Origin of the sequence: Larkinella soli, assembly GCF_003703975.1 — a bacterium.
Lineage (GTDB): Bacteria > Bacteroidota > Bacteroidia > Cytophagales > Spirosomataceae > Larkinella > Larkinella soli.
In genome coordinates, this window is record NZ_QTJY01000003.1 from 131,826 (window position 1) to 149,361 (window position 17,536).

Here is a 17,536-nt window from a genome sequence, read left to right on the forward strand (position 1 = left end):
TCACGTTGTATTCACGTTGTTGTTATGCCGTCAGCCAGTCGGCCTTCGTAATGTCTTCTCCGTTGCGTTTGACCGTGTAGGGTCTGTTGTTCTGGGCCATGTACGCCACCCAGCGCTTGACGATCACGTCGACAAAACGCGGGTCGTATTCCATCAGGTAAGCAGGGCGATGGTATTGCTCTGCAGCCATCAATGTGACCCCGCTGCCGCCGAAATAGTCAGCAACCAGCCGGAAATTACTATCGAACCGATCAAAGATCCATGCCACCAAACCAACCGGCTTTTGAGTAGGGTGAATGCGGTTAGTCTTCTCTGATGCTTTCGTAAACTGGCGTACCACACTTCGAAAGTTGGCCCATGCCAGCTCGCAGTCTGTTTGGTCGCTTTGTCCGTTGTCCTTGTCCCATACCAGCCAGCATTCACTATCGGGAAGAACAGAAGAGTAATAGTTTGCGCCCCACCAGACCTGTTTGGCGTCAGGATAGAGGGAATAAATCAGCCGGAAGGCGTCTTTGGCGACGTCGGGGTTGTCATCTCCTAAGATGTCCCGCCCATAGGTATCCTTCAACACGCCACTTTTGGAGACCGCGTTCATGCCATACGGCGGATCGGTATGCACCAGGTCAGGCACTTCCCCATCCATCAGCCGCACCACTGCATCCGAGTCCGTCGAATCCCCGCACAGCACCCGGTGGCCGTTCAACTCGTAGAGGTCGCCCAGTACGGTAACGGGGTCGGCGGGCGGCTCTCCGGTGTAGTTGTCCTCCTCGGCCTCTGCCGCTTCGACCGGCCAGTCCATCTCCAGGCCCCAGGCGGCCAGCTCGGCCACGTCCCATTCGTTGGCAAGCAGATCGGTGTCATGCTCGCCGTAAGGCACGTTGTCCTTGATGGTGTAGGCCCGTAGCTTCTCGGCGGCCGTATCGGCGGGCAGCACCTTGCAGGGCACGGTCTTGTACTTCAGCTCCTTCATGGCCCGAAGGCGCATGTTGCCCGCGATGACCACGAAGCGGTCGTCGTAGGGGTAGACGATGCACTCGCGCAGGTCGAGCATCTCCGGGTCGTCGCGGATGGACTGCACGAGTTTATGGAACCGCTCGTCTTTGATGAAGCGGGGGTTTTTGGGAAGGCCCTCGATCTGGCCGTCGTTGGTATCCAGAAGGGCGATGTCCAGGAGTTGTGTCGTCACAACGGGCTATCGGATTACCTTGCTAATATAGATAAATTCAATAGAATCAACAACTTCATAGATTTGATCTATGTTTGCGGAACTCACTCAGCCCCGCCCGGACCGTCTCCACGCGCCGGCGGGCCACCTCCACGCGGCTGCCGTCCGTGAGCGAGAGCAGGCCGAAGTACGTGCGCCCGGGCTTCTCCACGTCGTAGCGCACCACATGGGCGGGGTTCACCAGGACCTGCTTGCTGGCCCGCAGGAAGGCGGGAAGGCGCTCTTGCCACTCTTTCAGGGTGACGCACATGAGGTAGCTGTCCTCGGCGGTGATGACGCGGCTGTAGGCCCCTTCGCCTTCGATGCGGACGACGGCCTCGGCGGGCAGGGGCACGGCCTTGCCGCGCTGGCGGACGAGCAGGGTCATGGGGCGGAATCGTTGCGGGTTAATTGCTCATACGCAATGGGGTTGAACACCTTCATGTCTTCCTCTCGCATTTCAGAAATGCTCAGAACGACGATGTTTGCCCCCTTAAGGTGAGGCTTCAGGTCAACAATGGTTTCTTCAAGTTCGGTTAAGCTTGGATACTTAGCGTTACGCCGGTAAAAGCTGGCGGTTACTTCGCTGGTTAAAACCTGAGCCTGATAGCTGATATAGAAGTATCTCATACGGCTTCAACGTTTTGCGGCAACTCCTCCACCGTGGCGAACTGCCCGGCGCGGATGGCCTTCAGAATCTCCCGCATCAGGGGGATGCCCACCGTGCCGCCTTCGGGCGACTTCTGGGCGGACAGTGCCATGCAGGTGGCGATCATGTCCCCGATGAGGTCATACGTGTCGTACAGGGGCGCTTCGAGGGCCATCTCCCCGGCCTCGGGGCTGTGCTGGTGAATCATCCGGTACAGGGCCGACTGATCTTTCTCCAGCAGCTCGGCCAGCTTGCCCGCGTGGTACTTCTGGGTCTGGCGCAGCTGCCCGCTGCCCTTGAGGTCGTCGTAGTGTTCGAGGTAGCAGTATTTGAGACCTTGCACGATCAAACCGAGCGTGTCTTTGGCTCCGGGGGTGAGTTGGGGGTTAGTCTGCATCTTCATCAAGGAGTTGGTTCAGTTGCCCCGCTATCCGGCGGCTGTGGTTTTCGTAGTAAAGGGCGTCTTCCTGACTGGCATTTCGCTGGCGTCCCTCCTGCTGGCAGGCTAAGGTTCGGTAGTAGTCGAGCCGTATCTGGCAATAGTGGTAGAGGGCGACGAGTTCGGGGATGGTTCGGCTCATGGGTAGCGGTATATCTTGTTCCACGATAAGAGGTACCGCCCGAAGCGTTTACCACGGTAGCCGTTGCGTTCGCTGAACAGCAGCCGATGCCTGCGGGCGTCCTTTAGTTGGAGGTAGTAGCCAAAAGCGCGGACGGCGACGATGGTGTTTTGGGGATATTCGATCAGGGGCATGGGTTCTGCTCTTGCAATGAAGGTAATTCAACGGATAGGCCCATTTTCGTAGCCATCTCCTGAAGGATGCGGTTAAATTCGGCTAACTCGATTTTTTGAATGCCCGGAGGGTTCAGGTCAAAGAGGGATTGAGCCGGACCAGACACAATGCTCATCAGAGAAGGCGTAAGCGCCAGTACGGAATCGGGCAGTTGCAGGTAGTAGTAGTGATTCCGCTGTTTGCTGGAATCAATGAACAGGTAAGCCGCGCCGATTTCGGGGTTTAGCTGTTCTGCCGCCCACCACTGTTTGCTGGGCACAAAGCCTTCGGGATATAGTTTCATGGCAACGTAGCGGGTTGTAGCCCCCACCACAGGCCCCAGATCATGCCGCCCAGAACGAGCAGCAGGAAACCGGCGGTGGTGAGGGCGTAGGGTTTCATGGGTTCTTTCCCGTTCTTCTTGCTGTTATTTCTAACAGTTCATTTAACCGTTTCTCGAACTCAGGCACCTCTTCTTCCGGCCGTTGGTCTTTGTGTTGCTCGCAAAACCAATTGCGTTTAGTATCGTAGCAATGCTGAGTAGGGACACCGCAAATGTGGCAGCGGTCCAACGGCTCGAATGCCTTGCTTTTGAACATCCCACAGTGTTTGCAAAAGCCCGCCCCATTCCGGTAGTTTCGACGTTCAAAGTCGTGTCCAGAACAGGCTTGGAACCGTTGAAGCTGCCCCCATGCTGATTCCTCTGCTTCCTCGATGGTTTTGCCTTCGCCCCGAATGAAGGTGTCAGGGTTATTGGGGAATGCTTCAAAGAACGCGGTGAGATAGTTGCCTTTGCTACTAAATACCAAACCATCATCTCCGGCCTGAACGAAACAGTCGTCCTGCCAATCTTTTAGGCACGTGTAAGGCCCACTGATCGTAGTTCTTGCAATCTTCATAGAGTGGTGGCCTAATTAATCTGTTAACTCTAAAACCTTTGAAGACCAATATCGATCAGCCTCCTCCTGTGAACCAAAGCTTGTCACCTTGTCCGGGTCGCTTGACGTATTTCCGGGTGTCCATTCTCTTATCTCCCACGCTCCAGAGACTTCGTTGTACTTGGGGCAGCCGATTGCCTCCCATGTAGACTGTGGTTTTTTTCTCATGGTTATTCACCCCCTCCTGCGGGGCTTGGTTTTGGTTTGCGGTCGGGACAGAATGCGGTGGCCGGTGGCTTCGTAGTGCGCGATCTTGCGCTCTAACGCTTCGGGGTAGCAGTACACGGTCGCCTGCGGCTGGTGAGCCGCCTGCACGACGAACGCCACGAGTCCGGCGGGGCGGGGCAGCATCCCCCGGTAGCGATTCGGTTGCAGGTCGGCGTGCGGATTGTACCGCTGTTGGTGGTCGGGGGTCATAGGATGGCTTTGATTAGGCGTTTATTCCGGGCTGTGGCGCGTTGTTTCGGCCGAAGGGCTATCGGAACCCACGGCACGTAGATCGTGAACTCATGGGCGGCTTCTGCCCCCTTTCCGTCGATGGAATACACCCTCACCGTATGGCGACCGAAACCCAGTCCACCGTCGTAGTGAACCGCGCTGTCCTTGTAGTTGATGTGCGGATTGGCTTCGATTCGGGTTCGGAGCGAATCGGGTTTGGGCGGGAATTGGTAGTCGGGTGCCATTGATGATTTACTGGTTACGAGCTGGTGATTTACTGGTGATGATGGTGATTTTAATGCCCCGCGTCGCTTCGAGCAGCTTGGCTTTCAGGCGGAACAGTTTGTAGGCGGGGCCGCTACGGGCACCTTTTACATCTTGGCATTCCTGCGAACCGTCAAGGTGATACAAAACGAAGTCGGCCACATAGGTACAGACTACCACACCCTCCACGATGATCGGGAACGGCACCTGCACATCGAAGCCCTGAATCTCCCCGGCGGCGGCCCTCAGCCTCAGCTGGCCGTAGTAGTCGGCCTCGGCCTTGCTGTCGAAGCGGATGCCGTCCACCTCGGTCTGGCGGCTGCGGTATTTGGTGGGCTTTTTCGGCACCCTGTGGGCCTGATATTCGGCGGGGGTCATCATACGGCGGCAGGGGTTACGTACTTGGCATTGAAGTACTTCCACGACTCCCATTCTTGCTCCTGTCGTTCCATCCTCATATCCTCATCATGAAGGCGATTCATTTCAGGATCGTGCATCATGGTAAGCCAGAAGTCCGGCTTGAAGCAAGGCATCTCCTTTTGGAAAGGGAAACTGGTCAGGTAGGCCACGTGGGGCTTCTCAGAGCAATAGTAGCCGCAAAAGATTTCTCCATAGTCTCCATCGGACTCGGCTGAAAAGTGGGCACAGTTTCGGCAGTTCTTTTTCATGGCTTATACTTGGCTTTAATATCCTGAATCAGCGCGTCCAACGCTTCGGCGGGCGTGTTACCCCGGCCGACGGGGGTGTTGGTTCTGCGCAGTTCTTCCCAAATGAGAATATTCCAACCATCACTGTCATGCACGGCTTCGGGAACCGCTTCCGTGGAAACCGCCATCGCAATCCACGCCCCGCCGGAGTACGCCCCCTGATAGCGGTCTTTGAAGATCGTGCAGGGGTAGACCTCGCCTTTCAGGGCCTGCTCGTAGAGGTAGCGCTGGTCGTGGGTCATACGGCAGCAGGAAATAAACTGAGTTGCTTGATGTGGTTCTGGTAGCGTTCCACTCCCTTCTGGTAGTATTCGGGGTCAATCTCCCAGCCGTCCAGATCGTACCCCATGTCGTGACAGGCCAACGCAATGGACATACTGCCGAGGTGGGTGTCAAGGATCTTATCACCAGGCTTGGCATAATTCTTTAGAAGCCACTTGTAGAGGGCGACAGGCTTCTCGGTAGGATGAATCCGAATCTGCTTGTCTTTCATGTTCTCCTGAAGCATCCCCTGCCAACGCCATTTGAATTTGCGGACAGCAGTAGGGAAAGAAGACCATGCAAGCTCACAATCAGCAAAATCGTTTTGCCCGTTGTCCTTATCCCACACAATCCAGCAGGAGGAGTCAATAGGGAGTCGGCTGATGAAGTGATTGGCCCCCCAGATGATTTGATTTTTCGATACGCGACGCAGTTCCCGGAAGTACTCAGCTTTGGGCGGATCTTTGTCCCATCCTTTCGAAGTAAAGGACTTGGCTTTAGCCAGTAAACTCCTGGTGTGGTTCGTCCCTCCATCCTCCCCGATCCCGTAAGGCGGGTCAACGATAGCGAGGTCATACGCCTTATCCGGCATCTGCCGCATGGCTTCCAGCGAGTCTCCTAAGTGCAGGTTTATCATGGCTTTACATTGGTTTTCTCCGCCCCCGTCAGCTGGCGGATTTCGCAGTCAAAGAAGTAGCTTTCCAGTACCAGCGGCAAACCGTCGGTCAGCATGGAGTCGTAGGGCGGAAGTCGGTAGTAGTACTTGCCCATCCGGCGGCCTGCCCGGTTGGCACAGGCACAGTCAAGGTCAAGAACGTACTGCCGGAGGTCACGGACGGCATCGTTACGGGCAAGGTCACGACGGCACTGGCGAATAGCGAGTAGGTTGCCAATCGTAAGAATGGTGAAAAGGGCCGCAACGGATAAAATGGCACAAGACAAAATGGTTACAGCGGGGGTCATTTCTTCTCGGCCATTAGCAGTTCGTAGATAATCCAGGCGATGGACACGGCCAGGGCCGTGGCGTAAACCTTCAGGGCGATGCCGCCCAGCGAAAGGCAGGTCAGCGTCGCCAGCAGGCACAAAAGGCAGATCAAAAGGGTCGTTCTCATGGCTTCAAATCACGCCCCAGTGGCGCAGAAAGGTGATCAGGACAAACAGGTAGATCGGCACGGTGATCACCGAAATCAGCGTGACCAGCCGGGCCTCGGTCTTCAGGTAGTCTTTCATCTGTTGGGCCTTGCTCTGCACCCACAGGCGGGCGTAGATCGCGTAGATTTCCACGATACCGGCGTCGTGGTTGGGCTTCTTCATCGGAGAGTACATCATGGCGATACGGGGGTTTAGTGGGTGAAACAGGAATGAAGGCGTTTGCCGATGGCTTCCACGACGTTGACCGTGACGGCGTTGCCGACCATGCGGTATCGCTGGGTTTTCGGCACGGACTTGACCTCGTAGTTGTAAATGCCGTAGCGAGTCCAGTTATCGGGGAAGCCCTGAAGGCGTTCACATTCGATCTCGGTCAAACGACGGATGCCCGTGTCGGCCTGAATGTTAGGAACGACTGTCCCGCTGTTCTGTGAACCGCGACGGAGCGTAGGGGCAAGACCTTCTGAATCGTAAACCCGGTCGGACTGGCTGTAGGGGGTGCCGTTGACCACCTTAATGATCGGCTGTCCGCTTCCGTCCTGACGCGCCCGGGCGTTGATGGTAGGGCTGTTGCCGTCCTGACGCCAGCGGAAACCGCTGTCCAGGCGGTAGTCACCCACCTGCACCACCGTCCGCTGTCCGTGGTTGTCTACTCCTTTGGAGTAGTTGGCATCGAGACAATTGACGGTTTGTGCCCCGGCTGCGAGAGGATGCGGGAAATCGCGTTCGGTGAAAGGAAATACCCCGGGTCGACTTCTTCCATCAAGATGTCCGATAAGGTAGACCCGCTCCCGATTCTGGGGTAGAAACCAGTCTGTATTAAGCAATTGCCATTCAAGTCGGTAACCCCCAATGTTGGCAAAGGCCTGGACAATTGCCCAAAAGTCTGCGCCATCGTTTGTGGAGAAAGCCCCTTTAACATTTTCCCAGATAAAAATATCTGGTCGGCATTCTGCAATAAGGCGCATTGCCTGGAGGATAAGAGAACTTCTTTGTCCGTCCATCCCACTTCGCTGTCCAGCCACCGAGAAATCCTGGCAAGGACTTCCGAAAGTGATGATGTTGGGTCGGGGCAGCTGATGGGATCGAACAGCGGTAACTGACCCGAGGTTGGACGAGTCGGGGAAGTTGTACTGGTAGTTGGCTGAGGCATGTTTGTCTATCTCGCTGTTAAAGTGCCAGTCAAAGTGAAAGCCGGCCTGCATGAGGCCTTTGGCGAATCCGCCGATGCCGGAAAAGAGGTCCAGGAGTGTCATGCCGCCTTCTGGTGTTGCGGCCCCATCTCCACGAGGCGGGCCGGTTCGTTCTTCCAGGTAAAGCCGTAGCGGGTGTGTCTGACCCCCTGCCGGCGGGCGTAGTGCTTGATGATGGCGATGGCATCGGGCCACAGGCCCCAGGGGATGCCCCGTTCGCCCTCTTCCAAAGCCTTACCGAAGTCGTGCGGGGTGCGGCACCCGGCGAGGTAGTCGCGCAGCTGGTCGAGGGTGGTGACCTTCTTTCGGGCCTTCAGCTCGGCCCACACGGCGCGGAAGTCTTTGTATTGGCTGGCCATGTGCTTCAGGCGGGTTGAGATTCGATGTGTTCGATGGCTTTGAAGAGTTGGTACACCAGCTGGGGCACTACGGCGTTTCCGGCGGCTTTGATGGTTCGAGTTCGGTCCAGTCTGGCGGAAAACCCATCATTTCGAGTACGAAGCGGGGATTCAGTTGGGAAGTCTTCCCATCCTCTCCGAGCATACCGTGCATGGAGTGAGCCAGCGTGTCGTTCTGCCGCTTCGGGTCGGTTCGGGTGCAGCCCCCCTTCGCATCCGAGGATGCTGTCGGGGTGGGCAAAAGACTGGCTACCGCCCATCCCAACTTGTTCAGTTTCTGCCGACCGTCGCCCGAGCAGTTCAGGTTCACGTCGTTGCTGGCTTTGCAGGCATTCGGGGTTGGCAGTAAGGCCCGACTTAGGGCCGTCTCCAGATTGTTGTGTTTGTCGTTCAGCCGGCTCTCCGAAACTCCCCCGGTCATCGCGCTCCGGGGCGTTGGAAGTAGGGATTGCGCCAATTCTGCCGGATTCAGGCTGCGACCCTTGCGGAACCGTTCCGACCGGACCCGGTTGGTTGCCGTAGGCGTTGATAGAAGTCCGCTCCGGACCACTCCCGCCAAGCCCAGCCGTGAGCTCGACCCGTCCGGGTTCTTCATCCGCACACTGCCCGTTTCGGTCAGATACGGTTCCCCGCTGCCGCTGTTGAACCCCTCCTGAGCGGCTGGCGTGGGCAATAATCCAAAGTCGGTCCCGGCGGTGGGGGGCGTTGACACCGCAAGCTGGAAGTACAAACGATTGGACTTCGTAGCCCGCAGCTTCCAGGTCAGTGCACACTTCGTTGAATACCAGTCCAGCGTTCCAATTAAGTAGGCCGAATACGTTTTCGCCCACCACCCAACGCGGCTGAATTTCCCGAATGACTCTAAGCATTTCGGGCCACAGGTGGCGTTCATCCTCCTTGCCGAGCCGCTTTCCGGCGAGGGAGTAGGGCTGACAGGGGAAACCCCCGCAAACAAGGTCAATTGCGCCCCGGTAGGGCTTGCCGTCGAAGGTCTTGATGTCGCTGTAGCGTTCTGCATTGGGAAAGTTTTTAGCCAGCACCTTGCGGCACCATTCATCGATTTCAACCTGCACCACCGTCTCCCACCCCATCCATTCGGCGGCAAGGTCAAATCCTCCAATACCTGCGAATAAGCTGCACACTCTCATCTCGTTTTCGTTTCGGGGGAAGAACCGGGGCAGGCCCTTCGCCCGCCCGGTTGCTTGGTTTTACCCTTTCATTCATGAACACACTCAAAATGGCAGGTCGCCCGTCTCCTCCTCCACGCCGACCGGCTCCTGACTGCCGACCTGCGCGGCCTGCGGCTGCGGGTTTTCCTCGCCCATCAGCTTGCGGTACTGTTCGGACTCCTTCAGCTTGTTCTGAATCCATTCCGGCAGGGCGGCCAGCTTGGCGGGCGTAAAGGAATCCCACGAGAACAGCAGCGTCGGCGTGATCTGGGCGGGGCAAGTGAAGCCCTCGGGCATCGGCGTGATGCTGGCGATCTTGGCGTAGATCTTGCCCGTCTTGGACGCCTTATGCACGATGTTGAGCATGCAGGGATGACCCAGAATGGCGGTGATGTCGACTTTGCGGGCCTGTTCTTCGGTGTATACCTTGCCGCGCCACGATTCGAGGTCTTTGCGCAGGTTGGCCTTCTCGGACATGAACAGGCTGTATTCTTTGGTGATGGTGAAGGGTTCCTCGCCCTTTTCGGCAGAAAAGACCTTCTTCTTCATCGGCAGCTCCCAACCGAGGATGGCTTTGGGCGTCAGGCGGGGGTCAGACCCCTCGAAGGTTTCCATGACCTTGCCGACTTCGACCATCATGTAGCAGCGGGCGATGTGGTTGCCTTCCGGCACGAGTTCGCGTTGGGTTTCGGAGGATTCAGCGTAGATAGCCATTGTGATAGTGGTTTGATAGTTTGGAATTATTGGATAAGGCTGGTGATAAGCACGACCAGATAAGATTCAGCTGCGGTAAAGGCGACCCAGAACAGGGCTTTCTTCCAGCGGGGTTGTTTCGATAGCCAGATCATGCCAGAAAGATCGTTTTGGTGTTTCTCAGGAACTCCGCCCATTGGTGGTGCTGGGCCGAACAGGTATGGTAGACGCCTTTCACCCGCAGCAGCATGCCGGAGAGGTAGTACCGCCAGCGCCAGCGTTTATCGGGATCGGGAACCATATCGTCCAGATGCTCCGAGCAAAACCGCTCGCTGAAGCGGTAGGCGTAGTCGACCAGAACGGCTGGGTCTTGCTTGGGCAGCCCGCAGAAGTCTTCGCAGAGACCGATCAACAGCCCACCCCAGAAGGTGGCGTTCGCCATCGTGTTCTGGCCGGGGAAGTGGTTCAGGTGTTCCTTGTAGAAGATGACCGCTTCCTGAGCGACCGTTTCCGAAATCGTCTTCATTGGAGGCGGGCGGCTTGAGCGTAGAAGGACACAATCTTGTGCAGCCGCTCTTTCTGAGCGCGGGCCACCCCAATCAGCCGAATGGCCTTTTCTTCGGAAACTTCGTCGCCCTTCGTAAGCAACTCAATCGCCTTAGCTCGGGTACTCTGAGCCAGCCGGTAGAGTTTTTCGAGTTGGTAGGTACGATACGGCGTTGCGATCATGGCTTTAGCCTGGGGGTCGTTTTCAACCAGGGCCACCGGCTGGTACTTGCGATTGACCGGGGCGTTTTGCATCTTTGTGTTCATGTGATTTTTGAATCGCCCGCTTAGAGCTTCCCGGCACGGCGGGCGATTTTTTGTTTGGGTGAATGAATGAGACAAATCTATACAAATGTTTCCAAATACGCAACATTTGTTTCAAATAAAATTAAACATTTATCTTACTATTGAAACATTTGTTCCTAAGTCTTTATCCTTCAACTTATTATCAGTTGCAAGAATGAGGGGATTATAGTAGGTTAATAGCGGAGAACATATCGTCTACTGTTACTATGAAATGGCGTTCCAGCCTGGAAGCCCTGTTTATTTTAAATGCCTTCCTGATCTGTGCTTACCTAATCGCTCTGCCGCTCTGGAAGGGCGAGTTAGGCTATACGCTGGCGGAAACGCTGATGAATTACACCTTCGGCTTTTACCGCCGGGCGCTGATGGGCAACCTGCTGATCCACCTTCCGGGCTGGGTTTGGATTCTGGCGGCCATTACCCTCCTATACACCCTTTGCCTGATGGCTCCCCTTGTGCTGATCCGGCGTCTTGCGAAAGGAAGCGGCTGGACGCTGCCGGTGATGATCGCTCTGTTTTACTGTCCTTTCGGGACTGCCCTGTATCTGAAAGACCCGCTGGCCGTCCGCAAGGAATTATTCTTCTACCTGCTGTTCTGGGCGTTTTACGAAACCGGCGTGCGACGGCCGGGCTGGCGGGTGGGCGCAGCGGGACTACTGATCGGGCTAGGCTGTCTGATCCACGAAAGTTTCCTGTTTCTGTTTCTGCCCTTCCTCCTGGGGTTCCTGTGGCTCAATGCGTGGGTGGCAAGGCCCTGGCAGGCCGTGTTGGGACTGTGGGGAGTTGTGGTGACGCTGCTGCTCTCCTACCTGCCGGGCAATTCGGCCGCCGTCACCGAACAACTCATCGGCCAATACGTCGCCCTGGGCTTTGAACGCGCACAGTTTACCGCCTTTGAATACTTTCAGAAACTGCCCCCGGGTCAGAACATCCGGGAAGCATCGCGCCACCTGACGGGGGTAAACCCCCTCGTCTACGGAGGGCTGTACCTGCTGTTTGGCTCCCTGCTATGGGTGATGCCCCGGCTGGCGGGCGCTCGGGTTCAGCTGCCCCGACCGAAAGACCTGCTGATTGCCCTGGCCGTTATCCTCGTCGCGGCCTTTTCGCTGGGCTTCATTGCGATGGATTACGGCCGCTGGCTGGGCGTGGCCTTTACCACGTCGCTGCTGCTGACGGCCTCGCAGCTACCCAAAGCCAAAGCCCGAACCGTTGCCAGTCCGGGCCTATGGGGGTGGGCCGCTCTGCTTGTCTGCTTTGCCGCCTTCTTTGTGCTGCGGGTTCCCCATTTTACCGACCTTGCCTTCGATCCGGCGCAATGGGCGATGGTTCACCGGCTGCTGGGCAAAGACCTGCTGTTACTGGCCGTAGCCATGGGGCTGATTCGGTTCAGCCGAATTTTGATCCGGGTTTAGGCCACTTTCAGTTTGCCGTCGCTGCGTCCCTGCGCGTCGCTGTTGATCAGTTCGTCCAGCGGATTTTTCCCAAAACGATAGTAACGATTCGACGCCCGGCTGAACGTGTATTCCTTCATACCCGGAATCCCTACTAAGCGCTGCTTCTTCACCTTCTTGACATGGGCCTCCACTTCCGTCCGGCTGGGGTCGGTTTCCTGCCAGGGTCGACGAATCACGATCAGGTTGTCAATCTTATTGGCCCACATCGCCCCGCCCGACAGGTCGTAAAAACCGATCAGGTCGTATTCGCCGTCCTTGTTCTTCTTGCGGTCGCCTTTTGGGTGCACCACCATCCAGTAGGCAATGTTCTGGTTGATGGAAAACCGCTTCCGCTTCGTTAGAAAGCCTTCCAGGTACTGATCGTCCCGGAGGCTGAAATCCCGGCTGAGCTGGTTGTACGGGTCGACAATCACCCCCTGAACGCCATGGTGTTTGATGCAGTAGTCGAAGTTGGACTCCACCTCTTCGATGGTGTGGGCCGTTTCGGGGTAGATGTAGAAGAAATGATCCTGAATGAAGTTGGCGGCCTCCGCGTATTGCTGATCGCTCATCCGGTTGTTGTAGCCGATGTCGACCGACTTGCCCACCATGGCGTGAATCAGTCCGTTGTAGAAGTCTTTTTCGGGGTACGACTCCGGGCTGAAGACCGCCCACTTCCAGCCGTCGAACAGCGACTTGAACAGCGCCATCTGGAGCATGAACTCCGACTTTCCGCTATTGGGGTAACCGGTGAATACGGTTACCTCGCCTTTCTTGATGGTGAAGTGTTCGTCCAGATCGGGCATGTAGGTCGTTTCACCCCGCAGCCGCCCGTTTTTGAACTCCGACACCATTTCATCCCAGCAGCCCGACAGAAACCGAATGCCGTTGGTGGTCTCGGTCTTAGGGGCGGGTTCGTCCTCCGGCACGTGGTCGTAGATGGGCCGCTCCTTGCCGTACTGGATGCCGTCGCGGATCGTCTTCTGGGCCGTATGGAAGTTGACCACGCCCGGCTTGTCCCGAACCTCGCTTTCCAGAACGTGAATGGCGTCTTCTTCCCGTACCTGCCCTGCGGCAATGAACCCCCCCGCCAGTCGGGCGGCCTTCAGCAGCTGGTTGTGCTTCTCCCCATCGGCCGCCCGGCGGATCATCGACGCGCAGATGTTCAGCTTGCCGTAGTCGGTGTGGCGGGCCTGGGTAGCCGCCTGGGGCGGAGTTTCGTCCGGCACTTCGTAGCCGGTGAACTCGTCGCATTCGGGGTTGATGTAAAGGTCGGGGTCCCACGATTCAAAGCAGATACGGGCGACGTCCTTGCCCGACGGGTCGACCTTATAGCCCATGTCGGCAAAGTAGCGCGAGAGCGCCTGAAAATGGCCCCGGTGGGCGGTCTTGTTGCCCGGGATCTTCACCAGGCACTTTACGCCCGTTCCCGAGGGACTGATAAAAGCCGCGTACACGAACGGCACGTCGGACAACGTATCCCGGAAGGCGGCCGGGTCGGGCAGATCGTCGAAGTCGAGGATGATGTAGCCGTTGTGGTGGGTAATGGCCTCGTTGGCCCGCTTGATGAACTGCCCGGAAAACAGGATGCAGGGCAGTTTCATCTTCAGCTTCTGTTGGGTATCCGGGTCGGTGGCCTTGCGGATCTGTTCGACCATGGGGCGGCTGGCGCCAGACTGAATGCGCTTCAGCACGTCGAAGAGGAAGGTGTATTCGACCTCATCGGGCTTAAAGATGTTCTGTAGCACCGTGACGGGTGCCATGGGGTATTTAGGCATAGGGACAGATGGTTATAGGGTTTATTTTCTTCCGAAGTCGGCCGGGTTTTCACCCCAGCGGATTTTATCCCAATACCGCAGACGACGGTAGGAATCGTTTAAGGTCTGGAGTTTCACGTTGGCCCGGCGTACCAGGTCTTTCACCGTTTCGCTGGCCGTGGCGGGCGCTTTGCCCTCGCCGTTTCTCACCCACGCCATGGCGGTGCTGCTGTCGGTGTAGATGGTCAGAATGTCCGAGATCGAAAGTGCGTGGACAATCGCCAGAAATTCGGCCACGTTGTTGGTGCCGTTCCGGATCGGCCCGTAGCGGAACAGCTTTTTGCCGCTGGCAAGGCATACCCCCTGCCACTCCATGGCGCCGGGGTTGGGACAGCAGGAGCCGTCGACCACTATTCCAATCGAGGGTTTCATGCGGTCTGGTAGCGTAGGCGTTCAATCTGTTCCTTCAGCGCCTGTCGGTAGCGGCTGTTGAGGGTTCGGATGTTGTCATAGCACCAGCTGAGCCAGCCCGCATCCTGCACCTCACCGATCCGCCGGCCGGTATACTTGCCCCAATAGATTTTTAATTCCGTCAGCGGCTGGGGCAGAAACCGCAGATGGGCCTTGCATTCGGGGCAGACGGCTTCCAGGTGGGGGCCGTTCTGACGGACCAGCGGCGTTGTGGTGTGGCCGCAGGTGTGGCAGGTCAGTTGTGCATCCATGAGAATTGGCGGACGGGTTTTGGTTTCGGTTGGTTTTCCTGGCGGAACTCGGGCTGTAGCAGTTCCTGATAGGTTTCCTGTCCGGGCGGACGCTCCTGCGGCTTTTCTTCCGGGATCCGGGGTTTGCGTTCGCAGTATTTGCGGTAGTCTTCGTCGGTTTCCTCGAATACCACCCCCGTCCAGTTTCGCTCGATAGTGGTTTCCATGAGCTTGATGCTGAAAGCTTCGTCGTAGCGGGCGAGTTTGTTCAGCGACAACTGGAGGGCGTTAGCGGATTTAGTAGACCATTTCGGTTGACGGGTCAACTGGCCCCACACGGTTTTGAAGCGGTCGGTGGCAAAGTCGGGGAAAGCAAGTTCGGCGGGTTTTTGGGCCTTCCTTTTCGATGGCTTGGCTGCGGGGGCGTCTTCTTCACTGCTCTTCGCTTCAACCGGCTGAGGCTCTCTCTCTTTTTCAGTATTGTTTTCAGTATTATTATTTTTGTGTGCAGTTTCTTCACACCTTTCCTGTGCAGTTTCTTCACAGGGGGTGTGAACTTCCTTCACAGGGTGTGCAGTTTCTTCACAGGGGGGGGTGTGCAGTTTCTTCACACCTTGAACGGCATCATACCAAAGGTCGGTCGTGCGTAAAAAGTCGCTTTCGTTGCGTTCGACCAACCCTTTTTCCTCAAGGACTTGAACGATGGTAATGATGGCCCGGCGGGACATGCCCATTTCATCGGCCATTTTTCCGCGTGACTGGCTGCACCACCCTGGAACCGGCGCTTTAGGATTGGCCGACAGGTTATAGATCATGTCCGCAATGCAGTATTCATTGCAGGAGAGGCCGAAGTGCTTACGGACCTGGTGTAGGACAGTCGTATACAGCATGACCTACACACTTTGCAACATTTCTTGCTTTTTCCGGCGTCGATCCTGAATCTCCTGCTCATGCCGGGCCAGCACCACCTCGGCGGCTTCAAGCACATCGGGGTTATAGCAGTCATCGCCCCATAAGCTCCTGATGATGTACTTTTTGGAAACGTCAATATTCCACTCGTGGAGGACTTTTTGAATTTTGGTGCTGTAGTTAGATACCTTTTCGCCTGTGGTTCCATCCGGATTGATACCCCTCAAACGACCGTACACTAGTTCTCTGCGACCATTTGTGTCAATTTTTTTTGCGTTTCTCATATATTTGGGTACATTTGTCCGTGTTTGTAAATCTTTGCCTTACAAATATAAACAAATGTTTCCAAACTAAGAAAGAATTGTTTCCTAATAATTTCACAAACTCCCCATCAACCTAATGGAAGAAAAAGAAAGGCTGCGTAAGTACGTGGTCGATTTTATGAACCGAAAGGGCGGCTATGCCGAGGTGGCCAAAGCCTCCGGTATCAGCCGGCAATTGCTTAAACACGTGGACAGTGGAAGGAATGCCCCCGGTGTTGAAGTCCTTCGGGAGCTATTTGAAAAGTTTCCCAACGAATTTGATTTGCTGGAAGCGATCACTGGTAAGCCTGGACTCGGAGGTTCCAAAGAGGGAACAAAGGAAGCGACCGTCTATAAGGCCCAGCTGAAGCAGGCCGAAGAGGTTGCCGCAAAGGAACGGCAGGAAAAAGAAAAGGAACGCCGGGAGAAGGAAGAAGCCCAAAGGGAGCTGGTTACAACCCAGAAGGAGTTCATCAATTTTATGCGTGAAGTAAAATTGGGAAAATCTGAGGGTGTATCCAGAACGCCGGTGCTGGCTGAATACTTTGACTGGATGGAAACCTGCGAACGCTACCAGAGTCTGAGCGGCCGCATGGTGAAGGCCAGTGCCTAAAGTTCAGTACAGCAGCGGGTACACCCGATTGACCTATGGGGTCAAAACGGCTAAAACAGCGGAAAAGCCGTCTTTCAGAACCTCCATTCTGGGGGATTTGAAAGACGGTTTACCGTAGAGAGTAGCGGTCAGGCGGTGGCCTGCCGTTCGACGAGCCGCCCGGCCAGGGGCAGCAGGGTATGTTCCAGCGGCAGCCGGCGTCTGGACTCCACCATGAAGGTGGCCGGGTTGGGCAGGTGGGGCCGCCGGCGGATGAGATCGAGTTTCAGGGCCTCGAACGTCCGGCCGATGCCTTTCCGGACCGAGTCGATGTACTGCGTCCGGACGGACGGGTCACCGACCGGATCGGCGGCCGGGTTCGGCCGAAAGGACGGCAGACCGCTCCACTTCAGGCAGAAGTAATAGATGTGCGTCTGGGCATGGTCCGTCCAGTGCAGAAACAGGTAGCCTTCGTTGCGGTACAGGGGCAGCATCCCGATGGGAATCAGTTTCAGCCCGGCTTCGATTTCGTCGGCCATCTGCTGGCCTTCGCTGAGCGTTTTCCCGAAACGCGGCACCGCAAAATCGATGATGGAGTCGATTTCCCGGAGTTTTTCATCTTCGTCTACGCGGGAAGTGTACTGAAAGCCAAGAGTTTCCCAATCAATTCCGGTAACTTCTTTTGGAAATGAGGCCGAAAGTGTACCTTTACGGGCCCTAAACCGGAGGCCGCTCTCGTAGTGGTCGCGTAATTCTGTCAGATCGGGGTAAAACTTTTTGTCAGAGAAGTGTCGCTGAACATGTTGGAGGTATGCCAGAACGACAAATTTTTTGTACTCAAAATCGATCCAATTCTGAGTCAACCAGTCTTTCTGAAGGTTTTTCATCGGCATTACTGTACTGAATTCGATTGGTGCTGTCGTCAATTAAGATAACGAAAAATCAAACTCTGCCAAATAGTCTTCGGCCATTTTTTTTCTTCGCAGAAAACTCTTCTCCCTAATCGATTGATTACCAAACTGGCAGAATCAAACCGGAAAATTTGTCAGTTTTAAGGCAGCGGCCGGACTTGGCATAATATGTGTCAGTGGCGGATGCGAAACCTTTTGGCGGTGGCGGACACCGGATCCGAAGCCGTCCCGACGAGAATAACACAG

The 17,536-nt window shown here is 56.1% G+C and carries 31 protein-coding genes and 1 pseudogene; 2 read left to right on the forward strand and 30 right to left on the reverse strand.

Annotation, left to right across the window (positions count from 1 at the left end; all coding sequences use genetic code 11):
- Positions 1–22: 22 nt before the first annotated feature.
- From DX909_RS10300 to DX909_RS10395, 24 genes and pseudogenes are all read right to left on the reverse strand, one after another.
- A complete protein-coding gene (locus DX909_RS10300; protein ID WP_128545089.1) occupies positions 23–1,186 on the reverse strand; it encodes a ParB/RepB/Spo0J family partition protein in 1,164 nt (387 codons plus the stop codon).
- A 55-nt stretch (positions 1,187–1,241) separates the two neighbouring features.
- On the reverse strand, positions 1,242–1,592 hold the full coding sequence (locus DX909_RS10305) for a LytR/AlgR family response regulator transcription factor (RefSeq protein WP_128545090.1): 351 nt from the start codon (positions 1,590–1,592) through the stop codon (positions 1,242–1,244).
- Complete coding sequence (locus DX909_RS10310) at positions 1,589–1,834, reverse strand: hypothetical protein (RefSeq protein ID WP_128545091.1); 246 nt, start codon at positions 1,832–1,834, stop codon at positions 1,589–1,591. Before DX909_RS10310 ends, DX909_RS10305 begins: the two co-directional genes overlap by 4 nt.
- Entirely contained in the window at positions 1,831–2,250 is a 420-nt protein-coding gene (locus tag DX909_RS10315) for a hypothetical protein (protein ID WP_128545092.1), read from the reverse strand. Before DX909_RS10315 ends, DX909_RS10310 begins: the two co-directional genes overlap by 4 nt.
- Entirely contained in the window at positions 2,240–2,434 is a 195-nt protein-coding gene (locus tag DX909_RS10320; protein ID WP_128545093.1) for a hypothetical protein, read from the reverse strand. The genes DX909_RS10315 and DX909_RS10320 overlap by 11 nt, the downstream gene beginning before the upstream one ends.
- The gene (locus DX909_RS29505) at positions 2,431–2,607 is read right to left on the reverse strand and encodes a hypothetical protein (protein ID WP_164851248.1); all 177 of its coding nucleotides are present in this window, start codon (positions 2,605–2,607) and stop codon (positions 2,431–2,433) included. Before DX909_RS29505 ends, DX909_RS10320 begins: the two co-directional genes overlap by 4 nt.
- Positions 2,598–2,930 carry a hypothetical protein gene (locus DX909_RS10325; protein WP_128545094.1) on the reverse strand — a complete coding sequence of 111 codons (333 nt, stop codon included), beginning with the start codon at positions 2,928–2,930 and terminating at the stop codon, positions 2,598–2,600. Before DX909_RS10325 ends, DX909_RS29505 begins: the two co-directional genes overlap by 10 nt.
- Before the next feature lie 94 nt (positions 2,931–3,024).
- Positions 3,025–3,525, reverse strand: coding sequence for a hypothetical protein (locus DX909_RS10330; protein WP_128545095.1), 501 nt, complete (start codon positions 3,523–3,525; stop codon positions 3,025–3,027).
- Positions 3,526–3,738: 213 nt separating this feature from the next.
- A complete protein-coding gene (locus DX909_RS10335; protein ID WP_128545096.1) occupies positions 3,739–3,981 on the reverse strand; it encodes a hypothetical protein in 243 nt (80 codons plus the stop codon).
- Positions 3,978–4,247 (reverse strand): hypothetical protein, encoded by a 270-nt coding sequence (locus tag DX909_RS10340; protein ID WP_128545097.1) that lies wholly within the window; start codon positions 4,245–4,247, stop codon positions 3,978–3,980. Before DX909_RS10340 ends, DX909_RS10335 begins: the two co-directional genes overlap by 4 nt.
- Before the next feature lie 7 nt (positions 4,248–4,254).
- Positions 4,255–4,647, reverse strand: a complete 393-nt coding sequence (locus DX909_RS10345) for a DUF1064 domain-containing protein (RefSeq protein ID WP_164851249.1) — start codon at positions 4,645–4,647, stop codon at positions 4,255–4,257.
- Entirely contained in the window at positions 4,644–4,934 is a 291-nt protein-coding gene (locus DX909_RS29510; RefSeq protein ID WP_164851250.1) for a hypothetical protein, read from the reverse strand. Before DX909_RS29510 ends, DX909_RS10345 begins: the two co-directional genes overlap by 4 nt.
- Positions 4,931–5,215, reverse strand: coding sequence for a hypothetical protein (locus tag DX909_RS10350; protein WP_128545099.1), 285 nt, complete (start codon positions 5,213–5,215; stop codon positions 4,931–4,933). Before DX909_RS10350 ends, DX909_RS29510 begins: the two co-directional genes overlap by 4 nt.
- Positions 5,212–5,871, reverse strand: coding sequence for a DNA methyltransferase (locus DX909_RS10355; protein ID WP_128545100.1), 660 nt, complete (start codon positions 5,869–5,871; stop codon positions 5,212–5,214). Before DX909_RS10355 ends, DX909_RS10350 begins: the two co-directional genes overlap by 4 nt.
- The gene (locus tag DX909_RS10360) at positions 5,868–6,176 is read right to left on the reverse strand and encodes a hypothetical protein (RefSeq protein ID WP_128545101.1); all 309 of its coding nucleotides are present in this window, start codon (positions 6,174–6,176) and stop codon (positions 5,868–5,870) included. Before DX909_RS10360 ends, DX909_RS10355 begins: the two co-directional genes overlap by 4 nt.
- A 17-nt stretch (positions 6,177–6,193) precedes the next feature.
- A complete protein-coding gene (locus DX909_RS29515) occupies positions 6,194–6,346 on the reverse strand; it encodes a hypothetical protein (RefSeq protein WP_164851251.1) in 153 nt (50 codons plus the stop codon).
- A 4-nt stretch (positions 6,347–6,350) separates the two neighbouring features.
- Positions 6,351–6,563, reverse strand: a complete 213-nt coding sequence (locus DX909_RS10365) for a hypothetical protein (protein ID WP_128545102.1) — start codon at positions 6,561–6,563, stop codon at positions 6,351–6,353.
- Between the two features lie 14 nt (positions 6,564–6,577).
- Positions 6,578–7,639, reverse strand: a complete 1,062-nt coding sequence (locus DX909_RS10370) for a DNA cytosine methyltransferase (RefSeq protein ID WP_128545103.1) — start codon at positions 7,637–7,639, stop codon at positions 6,578–6,580.
- Positions 7,636–7,935, reverse strand: a complete 300-nt coding sequence (locus DX909_RS10375) for a hypothetical protein (RefSeq protein WP_128545104.1) — start codon at positions 7,933–7,935, stop codon at positions 7,636–7,638. Before DX909_RS10375 ends, DX909_RS10370 begins: the two co-directional genes overlap by 4 nt.
- Positions 7,936–8,002: 67 nt before the next feature.
- Positions 8,003–8,686: a hypothetical protein gene (locus DX909_RS29885; RefSeq protein ID WP_164851239.1), complete on the reverse strand. Its 684-nt coding sequence runs from the start codon at positions 8,684–8,686 to the stop codon at positions 8,003–8,005.
- A pseudogene (locus tag DX909_RS30080) lies at positions 8,648–9,122 on the reverse strand (DNA cytosine methyltransferase); the annotation flags it as partial. The pseudogene DX909_RS30080 and the gene DX909_RS29885, both read right to left, overlap by 39 nt.
- A gap of 84 nt (positions 9,123–9,206) precedes the next feature.
- Positions 9,207–9,857, reverse strand: a complete 651-nt coding sequence (locus DX909_RS10385; RefSeq protein WP_128545105.1) for a phage replication initiation protein, NGO0469 family — start codon at positions 9,855–9,857, stop codon at positions 9,207–9,209.
- Positions 9,858–9,987: 130 nt separating this feature from the next.
- Positions 9,988–10,362 (reverse strand): hypothetical protein, encoded by a 375-nt coding sequence (locus DX909_RS10390; RefSeq protein WP_128545106.1) that lies wholly within the window; start codon positions 10,360–10,362, stop codon positions 9,988–9,990.
- Positions 10,359–10,649 carry a hypothetical protein gene (locus DX909_RS10395; RefSeq protein ID WP_128545107.1) on the reverse strand — a complete coding sequence of 97 codons (291 nt, stop codon included), beginning with the start codon at positions 10,647–10,649 and terminating at the stop codon, positions 10,359–10,361. Before DX909_RS10395 ends, DX909_RS10390 begins: the two co-directional genes overlap by 4 nt.
- A 245-nt stretch (positions 10,650–10,894) precedes the next feature.
- Between DX909_RS10395 and DX909_RS10400 the strand changes: the two genes are divergently transcribed.
- The gene (locus DX909_RS10400) at positions 10,895–12,097 is read left to right on the forward strand and encodes a hypothetical protein (RefSeq protein WP_128545108.1); all 1,203 of its coding nucleotides are present in this window, start codon (positions 10,895–10,897) and stop codon (positions 12,095–12,097) included.
- On the opposite strand, the gene DX909_RS10405 is transcribed toward DX909_RS10400, so the two are convergent.
- The 5 genes from DX909_RS10405 to DX909_RS10425 all read right to left on the reverse strand — a co-directional run bounded on the left by DX909_RS10405 (position 12,094) and on the right by DX909_RS10425 (position 15,769).
- The gene (locus DX909_RS10405; RefSeq protein ID WP_128545109.1) at positions 12,094–13,896 is read right to left on the reverse strand and encodes a BT4734/BF3469 family protein; all 1,803 of its coding nucleotides are present in this window, start codon (positions 13,894–13,896) and stop codon (positions 12,094–12,096) included. The genes DX909_RS10400 and DX909_RS10405 overlap by 4 nt on opposite strands.
- A gap of 21 nt (positions 13,897–13,917) precedes the next feature.
- Positions 13,918–14,307: an RNase H family protein gene (locus tag DX909_RS10410; protein ID WP_128545110.1), complete on the reverse strand. Its 390-nt coding sequence runs from the start codon at positions 14,305–14,307 to the stop codon at positions 13,918–13,920.
- Positions 14,304–14,597 (reverse strand): hypothetical protein, encoded by a 294-nt coding sequence (locus DX909_RS10415; RefSeq protein ID WP_128545111.1) that lies wholly within the window; start codon positions 14,595–14,597, stop codon positions 14,304–14,306. The genes DX909_RS10410 and DX909_RS10415 overlap by 4 nt, the downstream gene beginning before the upstream one ends.
- The gene (locus tag DX909_RS10420; RefSeq protein ID WP_128545112.1) at positions 14,582–15,391 is read right to left on the reverse strand and encodes a helix-turn-helix domain-containing protein; all 810 of its coding nucleotides are present in this window, start codon (positions 15,389–15,391) and stop codon (positions 14,582–14,584) included. Before DX909_RS10420 ends, DX909_RS10415 begins: the two co-directional genes overlap by 16 nt.
- A 78-nt stretch (positions 15,392–15,469) precedes the next feature.
- Positions 15,470–15,769, reverse strand: coding sequence for a hypothetical protein (locus tag DX909_RS10425; protein ID WP_128545113.1), 300 nt, complete (start codon positions 15,767–15,769; stop codon positions 15,470–15,472).
- Positions 15,770–15,884: 115 nt separating this feature from the next.
- Between DX909_RS10425 and DX909_RS10430 the strand changes: the two genes are divergently transcribed.
- Positions 15,885–16,400: a hypothetical protein gene (locus DX909_RS10430; RefSeq protein WP_128545114.1), complete on the forward strand. Its 516-nt coding sequence runs from the start codon at positions 15,885–15,887 to the stop codon at positions 16,398–16,400.
- Positions 16,401–16,528: 128 nt separating this feature from the next.
- On the opposite strand, the gene DX909_RS29895 is transcribed toward DX909_RS10430, so the two are convergent.
- Entirely contained in the window at positions 16,529–16,957 is a 429-nt protein-coding gene (locus DX909_RS29895; RefSeq protein WP_229311012.1) for a hypothetical protein, read from the reverse strand.
- Between the last annotated feature and the right edge of the window lie 579 nt (positions 16,958–17,536).